A 13250-nucleotide genomic window follows, 5' to 3' on the forward strand; every position below is an offset into this window, starting at 1 on the left:
TTTCTAATATTTAATAATTAGCGATATGAAAAAGAACATAAAAAATATTCTAATCTGTTTAGGGATTAGTGCAATAGCCCTTAGCTCTTGTAAAAAAGATTTAAATTTAAGTCCGGTGAGCAACTTAAGTGATGCGAGCTATTGGAAAACTCCGGATCAGGTGGATGCTTTTGTGAGTGGAATTCACACCCGTTTTCGCGATCATAATACCAGTTTTGAATTTCTGGGAGAGGTACGTGCGGACATATATGGAACAGATCCAGGTACTACTGCCACATTTACGGGTGAAGCAACTCAAGGCATGGAGCGCATGTGGCTGCATACTTTAGATGCCGATAATTCAGGAGTTAGTAATTTCGGAGGATTTTACAATAACATTAATCAGATTAATCTTTTGATTAATAAATTGAATACTACCAATATAGTGTCAGAAACATCAAAAAAGAATTATTTAGGTATTGCCTATGGTATGCGCGCATTTTACTATTTTCAGCTATACAGGAGTTGGGGTAAAGCTGTAATTGCAACAGATCCTACCGTTGATATTGATATTTCAAATTTAGCGAAACCTGCGTCGACTGAAGCAGAGGTAATGAGCTTAATTAAATCGGACATTGATCTTTCCAATGAAAATTTTGGTACCGATTATTCTTTCTCTGCTAAGAATAAAAAAGGATTCTGGTCAAAATCTGCCACTCAAATGTTAAATGCAGAAGTGCATTTGTGGACAAGTTACAGAGGGGGAGGCACTGCTGATGCTACAATAGCAAAAACTGCGTTGACCAGTATTCAGTCTGGCGCTCCTGCATTATCATTATTAAATAATTTTGCAGATGTGTTTTCATCAACCGGGAAAGACAATAACGAGGTGATTTTTGTTTCAAGAAATAAACTGAATGAAGCTACCCTACCTTTTATTGGAAACTTTGTTCCGCAAACTAGCTTAATCATTAATTTCTATGATTCTTTAGCTGTAAGAAAATTTGATGTGGTTACAGATAACTATGGTGGGTTATTAAGAATCCCTACTAAAATAGCTACCTACAGAAAATTTAATGAGAATGACTTACGCAAAAACTTAACAATACAGGCAGCTTATTCTCAACCAGCAGCGGGTACATTTAAAATAGCCGGAGCATTCCTGAAAAAGTACCAAGGAGAACAAAATGCGGGAAGCAGGGCTTTTACCAATGACTTCCCAATTTATCGTTATGCAGATCTGTTATTACTTTTAGCGGAGGCTAAGGTTGCATTAGGTGAAAGCCCTGCTACAGAGATAAATCTTGTTAGAGCAAGAGCCTTTGGCAGCAACTACAATGAGGCTACTCTGGGTTATCCTCATCAAGCTATAGATGCTGACCCTAAGGAAGCGATACTTCAGGAACGTTTGTTAGAGTTTATTGGAGAAGGAAAAAGATGGTATGATCTCAGACGTATGGGCAATAACTATGTATTTGCTAAAACTGGTTTGGCCTCTTCAGAAACCTACAAGTTGTTGTGGCCAATAGACAGAACCTCTTTGACAAACAATAGGGCGTTCGAGAAATTACAAGGCTTAATTGCCGCTCCTTTTACTCCAATGGACAATAACGGAGCCATCAACTTAACTATTATTCCTGATTACTATAGATTTTTAAAACACAATAAAATTACAGGCGCTTTCATCTGTGGATCAACCGGAGAGGGTGTTTCTATGTCTACGGACGAGAAAAAACAAATAGCAAAAGTCTGGGCCGATTGCACCAATGACGATCCTGACTTTAAAGTGATGTTATTTTTAGGTGGTACAAGCATTACAGATTGTAAAGAACTTGCTTTGTATGCTAAACAGATTGGGCTTTACGCTATTTCATTTACTGCTCCTTTCTATTTTAAACCTGCTAATGTTGATATGCTGGCTAAAGCTTGTGCAGAAATTGCTGCTGTAGTACCAGATATGCCTTTCTATTACTACCACATACCCGTGCTAACAGGAGTAGGCCTTGCCATGTATGATTTATTGCAGGCCGTTGATGGTAAAATTGAAAACTTTGCCGGAGTAAAATATACACACGAAGACTTTATGGATTTCTTATCTTGTATGAACTTTAAAGATGGAAAGTACGACATGCTCTGGGGTCGCGATGAGAATATGCTTTCGGCATTAGTGCTGGGCACAAAAGGTGCAGTAGGCAGTACATTTAACTATGCAGCTCCTTTATACTATGATATGATCGATGCTTTTGAGAACAACAACTTGAAAAAAGCTAATTCACTGCAGCAGCAATCCATAGATATGATCAGATTGTTAGGCAAATACGGTGGTATAGCTACAGGAAAAGCTTATATGAAAGTGGTTGGAATAGATTGTGGTGAGTTTAGGTTGCCCGTTAAAAACATGGATAGCAATCAGTTTGAACATTTTAAATCTGATGTAGCAGCACTTGATTTTAATACTTTTAAATCAAACGCGCCTCATTAGTTTTTATTAATAGGCTTATGAACAAATATTTATTTTCTTTATCAATCCCTTTTATGCTAATGATTACTGATGTTTCTGCCCAGGAAACTGTAATAGAGCGAGTACAATGGTATACAGCTGCAAAACTGCAAAATGCAGATGGCAGTACTTCATTGGGCTTTGCGGGTGCTGTGAATGCTGTTTTTAATGATGTCCTTCTGATTGCTGGAGGCGCTAATTTTCCCGATAAAATGCCTTGGGAAGGAGGGAAAAAATATTATTCAGATAAGATTCAGATGCTGCTTAAGCAAAACGGACACTTTGTATGGAGTACAAAAACATCAAAGCTACCGGAACCTGTAGCTTATTGCGGGAATACTTCAACTGATTTGGGAGTGGTTTACGCCGGGGGCGAAGGTCAAAACGGTTTATCTGACAAAGCATTTATCATTACCTGGGACACTCCGGAATTAAATATCATTGTAAAAAAATTACCCGATTTGCCAATTGCAGTTACTAATACCGGGCTTACCCATATTGGTAATGTGGTTTATCTGGTGGGCGGTGATAAAGAAAAAAGTTCATCTGATGCCTTTTATAAGCTTGATCTAAATGTTAAAGATCCAATATGGCAAAAATTACTAAGCCTACCGGTGCCACTGGCAAACGCCTTGATTGTAGCGCAGGCAGACAAGATCTTTGTAATAGGCGGCCGTACTAAAACACCTTCAGGAATTAGTGATTTACATCATACAACTTACGCTTATGATTCTGCTGTGGGTATATGGCAAAAGTTGGCTGATATTTCTGATGGCAAACAAACAATTAATTTTTCTGCCGGAGCAGGGATTGCCGTAGCGAATGATCTCATTTTAGTTACATGCGGAGATAATGGAGAGGTTTTTCATAAAATAGAAAACTACATATCTCAAATTGCTACATCCCAGTCCCAGAAAGAGAAAGATAAACTCACTTTAGAAAAGAATAAGTTAAGCATTCATCATAAGGGTTTTTATAAAACACAGCTGGTATATAATACCACTAAAAATACCTGGGTTAAGTTGGGTCAGCTGCCTTTTCCGGCACATGTTACCACAACTGCCACCAAATGGGGCGATGATATTGTTTTATCTAACGGAGAAATAAAACCCGGTGTCAGAACACCATCAGTAATGATAGGTAAAATAGAAACAGATCAGGGTTCAAAAAAACAATAATATGCTAAAGAAAAACACAAATAATTATGCCTGGGTGCTTGTTGGATTACTGTGGGTAGTGGCATTATTAAATTATATGGACAGACAAATGCTATCGACCATGAAGCCAGCAATGCAAATTGATATTGAAGAGCTCCAATCGGCTACCAACTTTGGTTATCTGATGGCAATCTTTCTGTGGATATACGGTTTTATGAGCCCTGTTTCAGGAATTATAGCTGATAAATTCAATAGAAAATGGCTAATTGTAGGTAGTCTATTTGTTTGGTCGGGAGTTACATTTTTAATGGGCTATGCCGAAACTTTTAATCAGATCTACTGGTTAAGGGCGATAATGGGCGTTAGTGAGGCACTTTACATTCCTGCAGGGCTATCTTTAATCGCCGATTTCCATTCACCTAAAACACGATCTTTGGCTATAGGTATTCACATGACAGGACTGTACATGGGCCAGGCCTTAGGTGGTTTTGGAGCAACCATTGCCGACAAGTTCTCATGGCAATCTACCTTTCATTGGTTCGGAATAGCGGGTATTGTTTACTCGTTTATCTTAATCCTCTTTTTAAGAGAGAAAAAGGTAAATGATGATGAAATGGTATCCGATAAAATTATAATTAGCACTAAACCCTCGCTTTTTAAAGGATTGTGGTTGCTGTTTACAAATATTTCCTTTTGGATTATTCTGTTTTATTTTGCAGTTCCAAGTTTACCCGGTTGGGCGGCAAAGAATTGGTTGCCTACATTATTTGCGCAGAATTTAAATATTCCAATGGCCACTGCCGGGCCACTGTCAACCATTACAATAGCGGCTTCTTCCTTTCTAGGGGTAATATTTGGGGGTATTTTGTCTGATAAATGGGTGCAGAAAAACATTAAAGGGCGTATTTATACCAGTGCAATTGGTTTGGCATTAACCATTCCATCCTTATTATTACTGGGCTTTGGCCACTCACTCTTTCATGTTGTGGGAGCGGCTATTTGCTTTGGTTTAGGCTTTGGAATGTTTGATGCCAACAATATGCCCATTCTTTGTCAATTTGTTTCGGCCCGATATAGGGCAACAGCATACGGATTGATGAATATGACGGGCGTATTCTTCGGCGCTTTTATTACCGATTTGTTAGGCAAATCTTCTGATGCCGGCAGCCTTGGTAAAGATTTCGCAATGCTTGCAGGGATTGTGGTCATTGCATTGGTTGTTCAGCTTTATTTTTTGCGTCCACAACATAATGATTTTGTTGATGCGTAGTAGTTTGATAGTTAAATAGATTGATATAAGATAATGACACAGAGAAATATAATGAAAGCTATTCTGGTAATGATTATTGTATTAGGCATTACCTCATGTAGCAAAAAAATATATACAGAAACAGGTGCAAACGCTATAAAAATTAGCACTGTTTCTACAGAGAACCCAATATTTAAAAGAATAGAGGCAAATGCTTACCTGCGTATTGAGGTAAACATACCGGCAGGAAATCATGAAATTGCCTATAACGCCATTTCCGGATCTGTCAATAAAGAAGTAATAAAAGATATAGCTAAGCTAGAAATATATCAGAGTAATGAAAAACCTGACTTTAACAGCGCTAAATCAATTGGAAGCACTGTTCCTTCAGGCAATAAATTTACAATTCCTTTTGATGTGAAATTAAAACCAGGTATTCATTATTTCTGGCTTAGTGTTGGCTTAAAGAACGACGCCAATATAGATCACAAATTAGACCTGAATGCAGGCTTCTTTACAGATTTATCTGGCTTAGCTTATAAGATTAATCAAAATAAACATACACCTAACCCTTTTGGTATTGCATTGCGTAAGCCTAAAGATGAAAATGTGCATACCTATCGTATCCCGGGAATTGTAACTACCAACAAAGGTACCCTGATTTCGGTTTACGATATCCGCTATGATCACAGTGGTGATCTTCCGGCAAACATAGATGTAGGTATGAGCCGAAGTACTGACGGCGGTAAAACATGGGATGCTATGAAAACCATTATGAACATGGGTCGTGCAGATGAAAACAGCGGTGTAGGCGATCCTTCTGTTTTGTTTGATCCGGTTACCAAAACCATATGGGTTTCGGCTTTATGGAGTAAAGGAAATCGTTCTATTGCAGGTTCTGGTCCAGGCCTTACACCCGAAGAAACAGGACAATTTGTGGTAACCAGCAGTACTGATGATGGACTTACCTGGAGCAAACCTTATAGCATAACTTCACAGGTAAAGAATCCGGAATGGAGATTATTTTTCCCTGGACCAGGAAATGGTATTGCTATGTCAGATGGCAAGATTGTTTTTCCTGCACAATATTGGGATGCTCAAAAAATGCCGCATTCTACATTAATATATAGTGATGATCATGGTAAATCATGGAACAGCGGTATCGGTGCAAAATCCAATACCACCGAAAGCCAATTGGTAGAAACTACTCCAGGAACCATTATGCTAAATATGAGAGATAACAGAGGAAGCTTTAGAAGCGTCGCTACTACTACCGATATGGGTAAAAGCTGGACAGCACACTCAACCTCTTATAATACACTTGCAGACCCTGTTTGCATGGGAAGTTTTATTAAAGCAAAAGTTAAGGTTAAAGGGGTATTGAAAGACGTGTTGTTCTTTAGTAATCCAAATGTTTCCAAAGCACCAAGAAGGAATATCACCATTAAAGCTAGCTTGGACATGGGCGAAACATGGATGCCTGCCAATCAATTATTAATAGATGAACGCGATTCTTTTGGCTATTCTGCGCTTACTAAAATCGACGACAATACCATTGGTATTTTGTACGAAGGCATCAGCAGTTTACTATTTGTAAGGGTTCCGGTAAGTGATATCATTAAGTAATTATGTTCAGGAAAAGGTCAATGTCGCTATTTGTACTGCTATGGTCACTTGGATTAACCTCGTACAGTCAGGAGGTACGGGTAGCCTGTATTGGTAATTCAGTAACTTTTGGCGCCGGTCTCAAAAATCCTGCAAAAGAATCTTACCCTTCGGTATTACAGGATTTACTTGGGCAAAAATATGGGGTTAAAAACTTTGGCCTAAGCGGAGCTACACTTTTAAAAAAGGGACACAGGCCTTATTATAAAACAAAACAGTTTCAGGATGCTGTCTTGTTTAAGCCTGATATTGCAATTGTACACCTTGGTTTAAACGATACTGATCCCAGAGATTGGCCTGAATTTAAAGGCGATTTCAAATCAGACTATTCATGGCTATTGGATACACTTAAAAAACAAAATCCCAATGTAAAGCTATTTATATGCAAACTTACACCCATATTTAACGGCCATCCAAGGTTTAAATCTGGTACACGCGATTGGTATTGGCAAATTCAGGAACAAATTATTGAAATAGCTAAGGCTAACAATACTGGCTTAATTGACCTAACATCGGCTTTATATAACAGACCCGATTTGTTTGCCGATAATCTGCATCCCGATAAGGAAGGAGCAGCCATCATCGCAAAAACTGTTTACGGAAACCTTACCGGCAATTATGGCGGACTTGAACTTCCGGAGATCTTTACGAATCATATGGTGCTTCAGCGCAATAAACCAATAAGTATATATGGTACAGCAAATAGCAGTGAACAGATAAAAGTTTTGTTTAATCATAAACAGCTTACCGCAGTTGCTGATAATTATGGCAAATGGAGGGTTCAGTTTACCGAAATGTCACATGGCGGACCATATGAGTTAAGTGTGCAATCAGGCAATAAAACCATTTCTTTAACAGACATTCTTATTGGCGATGTTTGGCTATGTTCAGGGCAGTCGAATATGTCATTTACCTTAAGCGCGGCTAAAACAGGGAAAGTAGAACTAGCTCAAATTAAAGCAAATAAGGTAAGGTTATTTAAGTTCAATCAGTACGTGGAAACAAATGATGCCCCATGGAATGCCAAAACGCTGAAGCAAGTTAATGCACTTAAATACTTTTCAGGAAGCTGGACGCCAACCACTTCAGAAACAGCTGCAGACTTTTCTGCAGTAGGATACTATTTCGGTAAAAAAGTAGCAGAAGAATCAGGCGTGCCCATTGGTTTAATACAACTTGCCGTTGGTGGTTCAACTATAGAATCCTGGATCGACAGGTACACTATGGAACACGATGAGCAACTTGTTGATGTGCTTACAGACTGGCGAAAATCTGATTTTATACAGGAGTGGGCCAGAGGTCGTGCCGATGTTAATCTTAAAGAAGCATCAAATCCTAAACAGCGTCATCCATACGAACCTGTATATAACTACGAAGCAGGTATAGCCAAGTTAACTCAATTCCCTATAAAGGGTGTAATATGGTATCAGGGAGAAAGCAATGCCCAAAATGTAGATTTATATAAACATACATTTCCTGTATTAGTGCATAGCTGGCGCAAAAAGTGGGGCTACGATTTTCCCTTTTATTACGTGCAACTTTCAAGTATAGATCGCCCGTCATGGCCTTATTTCAGAGATGCTCAGCGTAAGTTATTAAAGGACATACCTAATAGTGGTATGGCTGTAAGTTCCGTTTTAGCCCTTAAAAACACTTATCACAAGCCTATAACTGCTAATGGCCCTGGCATATCAAACCATAAACAAGAAAAGAACAATATCATACTTTCATTTACAGAAGCTAAAAAACTCTCTACGCGAAACGGAGAACCCTTAATCGGTTTTCAATTCACAAACCTAAAAGGATATCGCATTACTGCAAAAGCCACTATAATTAATAATAAGGTGATTTTAAAGATTCCACACGGTGAAACCATAAAAGAAGTGCTATATGCATGGGAGCCCTTCACCCGGGCCAACCTGGTTAATGAGGCAGGTTTGCCGGCTTCAACTTTTTCAATTCCATTAAATTAAAATATTTCAAAATGAGTTATACTGTACAAGATTTACAGAACCTTAAAACATTCTATCATAATCAGTTATTAAACGATACGGTTCCCTTCTGGTTTCCCAGATCTATAGATACCGAATACGGTGGTTATCTGTTAATGCGCGATCAGGATGGTAGCTTGATTGATGATGATAAAGCCGTTTGGATACAGGGTAGGGCAGCCTGGTTACTTTCAACCTTATACAATACAGTAGAACAAAAACAGGAATGGTTAGATGGGGCTAAATCAGGGATAGATTTTTTAAATAATCATTGTTTTGATACCGATGGGCAAATGTTTTTTCATGTAACGCGCGATGGGCAGCCTATTCGTAAACGCCGTTATTATTTTTCCGAAACCTTTGCGGTAATTGCCAATGCAGCCTATGCTAAAGCTAGCGGCGATGAAGCTGCTGCGGCCAAAGCCAGGTATTTATTTGGTAAATGCATTGAGTATTCAACTACACCAGGTTTATTGCCTGCAAAGTTTGCCGGCACAAGACCAACAAAAGGAATTGGTGTTCCAATGATTATGATGAACACTGCGCAGCAATTACGCGAAACTATTGGAGATCCGCGCTGTAATGAGTGGATCGATATATGGATCAAAGAAATTGAAACCTTTTTTGTTAAAGATGATATTCAGTGCGTTATGGAACAGGTAGCGCCTGACGGTAGCATAGTTGATCATATTGATGGAAGAACCTTAAATCCAGGTCACGCAATTGAAGGCGCATGGTTCATACTACACGAGGCTAAATACAGAAATAACGATCCGCATTTAATAAAGCTAGGTTGTAAAATGCTCGATTATATGTGGGAACGTGGATGGGATAAGGAGCACGGGGGCATTTTATATTTCAGGGATGTATACAACAAACCTGTTCAGGAATACTGGCAGGACATGAAATTTTGGTGGCCTCATAATGAAGTGATCATTGCTACATTGCTGGCATATACCATAACCGGCGATGAGAAATATGCAAAATGGCATAAAATGGTTAACGATTATGCCTATCAGCATTTCCATGATCCTAAAAATGGCGAATGGTTTGGGTATTTACACCGCGATGGTAGCTTAGCCCAAACAGCTAAAGGAAACTTATTTAAAGGCCCATTTCATTTACCCAGACAGGAATGGTATTGTCTATCTTTATTAAACGAACACTTAAAATCATAAACCAATATGATTAAAACATTGCTAATATTTTTGCTGGCTTTAAACATCAATGCAGTTGCACAAACAGCTGAAAAACCTTTAAATGAGAAGCCAGCATTAATTCCAATGCCTCAGCAAATTGAATGGAAAAAGGAGTGGATTGCACTTAAAAATTATAAAGGAATAGTTGTTGAAAGTGCTTCTTTACAAAAAGAAGCAGAGCTATTACAGCGGCAACTGAAGGAACTTGGCCTGATAATTCCAATTAAAAAAAGTGCTGCCCCAAATAAACCCAGTATTGTTTTGGAATTGGGAAAGGTTAGCACACTAGATTCTAGCTCAGAAGAAGCATATAAACTCAACATCACTGCCAGTGCAATAACAATCACCGGCGCAGGTAAGGCAGGTTTATTTTATGGCCTGCAAACATTAAAGCAGCTAATTGATAGTGGCAAAAATGTAAAGGCATGCAACATTACAGACTGGCCTTCTTTTTCGTGGCGGGGCTATATGATTGATGCAGGCAGGAATTATCAACCTATGGATTTGCTTAAGCAGCAAATTGATGTTATTGCAGCATATAAGCTCAATATATTTCATTTTCATTTTACAGAAGATATTGCATGGAGGTTAGAAAGCAAGCTATATCCACAGCTAACTGCTCCCGAAACCATGCTTCGCAATAAAGGCAAGTTCTATACTCAAAAAGACCTTAAGGAATTGATTAGTTACTGCAAAGCGCGTCATATTACAGTAGTTCCCGAAATAGATATGCCGGGGCACAGCGCGGCATTTAAAAGAGCCATGAAAACAGATATGCAAAGCGATAGCGGGCTGGTTATTGTAAAGAACATCTTAAAGGAATTTTGCGATACTTTTGATGTTCCCTACCTGCACATCGGAGCAGATGAAGTAAAGATCACCAATAAAAATTTTCTGCCAGAAGTGATTTCCTTAGTTGAAAAACAGGGAAAAAAGGTAATAGGCTGGGAGCCGGGGGGTGAGTTTACAGAAAGCACCATCAGGCAGTTATGGATAGAAGACGCTACAAAGGTTAGCGCCAATCCTAAGGTAAAATATATAGACTCGCGCCATTTATACATTAATCACATGGATCCTCTGGAAAGTGTGGTGTCTATATTTAAGGGGAAAATTGCCAATCTGGACAAAGGGAATGATGCAGCTTTGGGTGGCACCCTTTGCGTATGGCCAGACCGACGGGTAAACAAACCCGAAGATGTATTTATGCAAACATCCGTATATCCTGCGGTGCTGGCTTTTGCCGAAAGGAGTTGGCGTGGGGGCGGACAGCCAGATTGGTTAACCTATGTAGGTTTAGATGGTTCCAAAGAAGTTAATGTATTCAAAGAATTTGAGCATCGTTTAATAAAGCATAAAAATCGCTACTTCTCAAAAATGCCGTTTCCATATCAACCACAGGCACATTTGAAATGGAAATTCTACGGGCCTTTCAGTAATCAGGGTGATCTTACCAAACAATTCTATCCTGAAGAGACAAATGATATTGATACCAGCAAAGCAGCATTAACTGCTTTTGGTGGTACTTTTATTCTAAGGCACTGGTGGGGTCCTCTAGTGAAAGGACTTCTAGAGAAGCCCGAAGAAAACACTACCTGGTATGCTACCACTAAAATTTGGAGTGATAAAGATCAATTACAGAACTTCTGGATTGGTTTTAACAACATCTCCAGGTCTTACGCGTCAGACTCACCCAATGAGGGAACCTGGGACAACAGAAAAAGCCAGGTATTGGTAAATGGTAAACTCATTCCACCACCACAATGGAAGCAGGCAGGAGCAAAAGGCAATCTGGAATTGCCTCTTATCGATGAAGGATATGAATACCGCGAACCAACAAAAGTTCATTTAAAAAAAGGCTGGAATACCATCCTAGTTAAATTACCTGTAGGCTCTTTTAAAGGGAAAGATTGGCAAAATCCGGAAAAATGGATGTTTACAGTTGTACCTTGGCTTTAAATTTGATAGTCTCAGCAGTATTACATAAAAGGTGATTCTCTGTATGATTAAAAACTACAAACTTCTATTATATCTATCCCTGATTTTTTTTAGTTCTTGTTCTTCTGTTTATATGCCAAATGTGCCCAATACACCAATGTTAAGCCAAAAAGGAGAGTTTAGCGGTGGCGGTCACATCTCTTTTCGAGGCAATGCAAGTTTAAATGGTGCGTATGCAGTTTCAGATCATTTTGGTGTACTATTTAGCGGGGCATATATGAACAGTGAAAAGCACAGCAAAGATTTTAAACACAAATTAGTAGAAGTTGGTGGTGGATATTTTAACACCTTTGGCCCCGAAAATAACAGGATTCTAGAAATATATGCCGGTTATGGTGGTGGAAAAACAAACAGAGCTTTCAGAACATTTGATGATAATGACATATTAACAAATACTGATCTCGAAGAAATCACCTACAACAAAACATTTATACAGGTAAATTACAGTTCTAAGAAAAGCAATAATCTGCGCTTATTCGGTACCGATTTTCCTATAAATTACGGAACAGCATTACGTATCAGCAGTGTACAAATGAAAACATTTATGCGCAATTCAATAGGCCAGGTCAGAGAAGGCAATACTTTTTTAGAGCCAATTTTCTTTACCAGAATGCGTTTGAGTGATGCCGTACAATTGCAGTATACATCAAGCGGTAACTTTGGACTCAACAGCCGTAAGTTTATGAGCGCCGGTAATTCGATATTTACCATTGGCGCTGTTATAAATGTTGGCGGTAAAAAGTCCAAAGAATAGCTATTGCTCTTTTTTCTTTAACGTCGAAAGATATTCAAGCAAATCAGAGAATTCTTGTTTTGTCATGCTTTCATGCAGTCCATCGGGCATCATTGAACCTGGAACCTCTTTTATGGAACTCACATTAGCTGATTTTAATTTCTGACTAGCTCCACCAGGGTACTTCAATTGAATATCAGATTCGGTTCTGCTAGATACAATACCAACAAGACTAGAACCATCTTTCATGTCCAGTTGAGAAGTTTCATAACCAAAACTCACACCTGCAGATGGCCTTACAATAGCATCAAAAAGACCCTCTTTTGGTAGCTTAGCGCCAATTTCAGACAAGTTTGGCCCAAAATCTAATCCTTGTCCATTCGCTTTGTGACATATGAAACACGCTTTGTTAAAAACAGCTTTTCCCTTTAATGCATTTCCTTTAAAAGCAATGATCTCATTAAAACTAACCATTGTTCCTTTTTTTGCTTCATCAGCATTAGAACCCGGTAAATAGGTTTTTGCTTCGTCATACAATCCTTTAACACCAGATCCACTTACACCTTTTACCGCAAACGGAATTAAATCTGCAGGCAATGCCTTTGTTTTTAGCATTTCCAAGACTTTAGTTTCTCCAATCCGGCTTTTGCCCAACATTTCAACAGCTTTTTGGCGCATCGATTTATCATTAGATGTGCTTGCTACCGCACCAGAAAGTATAGCTATAGATTCTTTATTCCCAACAGCACCAAGTGCTTCAAAAATAGGTGTGATTTTATTAA

9 protein-coding genes are annotated in these 13250 nt (G+C 38.8%); 8 read left to right on the forward strand and 1 reads right to left on the reverse strand.

All coding sequences use genetic code 11. From position 1 onward, the window contains the following. Positions 1–25 precede the first annotated feature (25 nt). The 8 genes from nanU to AC1DDX_RS20125 all read left to right on the forward strand — a co-directional run bounded on the left by nanU (position 26) and on the right by AC1DDX_RS20125 (position 12489). Positions 26–2461, forward strand: coding sequence for a SusD family outer membrane lipoprotein NanU (nanU, locus tag AC1DDX_RS20090; protein ID WP_477622473.1), 2436 nt, complete (start codon positions 26–28; stop codon positions 2459–2461). Positions 2462–2478: 17 nt separating this feature from the next. After that, positions 2479–3657: a galactose oxidase gene (locus AC1DDX_RS20095; protein ID WP_288879379.1), complete on the forward strand. Its 1179-nt coding sequence runs from the start codon at positions 2479–2481 to the stop codon at positions 3655–3657. Between the two features lies 1 nt (position 3658). After that, positions 3659–4906, forward strand: coding sequence for an MFS transporter (locus AC1DDX_RS20100; protein WP_288879378.1), 1248 nt, complete (start codon positions 3659–3661; stop codon positions 4904–4906). A 33-nt stretch (positions 4907–4939) separates the two neighbouring features. Then, positions 4940–6511 carry an exo-alpha-sialidase gene (locus AC1DDX_RS20105; protein WP_337716276.1) on the forward strand — a complete coding sequence of 524 codons (1572 nt, stop codon included), beginning with the start codon at positions 4940–4942 and terminating at the stop codon, positions 6509–6511. Positions 6512–6531: 20 nt separating this feature from the next. Then, positions 6532–8523 (forward strand): GDSL-type esterase/lipase family protein, encoded by a 1992-nt coding sequence (locus AC1DDX_RS20110; protein WP_477622474.1) that lies wholly within the window; start codon positions 6532–6534, stop codon positions 8521–8523. A gap of 11 nt (positions 8524–8534) precedes the next feature. Further along, complete coding sequence (locus AC1DDX_RS20115; protein WP_172663011.1) at positions 8535–9719, forward strand: AGE family epimerase/isomerase; 1185 nt, start codon at positions 8535–8537, stop codon at positions 9717–9719. 6 nt (positions 9720–9725) lie between these two features. Continuing rightward, positions 9726–11696 (forward strand): beta-N-acetylhexosaminidase, encoded by a 1971-nt coding sequence (locus tag AC1DDX_RS20120; RefSeq protein WP_288879375.1) that lies wholly within the window; start codon positions 9726–9728, stop codon positions 11694–11696. A 136-nt stretch (positions 11697–11832) separates the two neighbouring features. Continuing rightward, the gene (locus AC1DDX_RS20125) at positions 11833–12489 is read left to right on the forward strand and encodes a hypothetical protein (protein WP_246269708.1); all 657 of its coding nucleotides are present in this window, start codon (positions 11833–11835) and stop codon (positions 12487–12489) included. Here AC1DDX_RS20125 and AC1DDX_RS20130 read toward each other — a convergent pair. Beyond that, on the reverse strand, positions 12490–13250 hold a 761-nt coding region (locus tag AC1DDX_RS20130; protein WP_477622475.1), incomplete at its 5' end, for a c-type cytochrome.

The sequence above is a fragment of the Pedobacter sp. 10L46_2 genome (genome assembly GCF_056395165.1).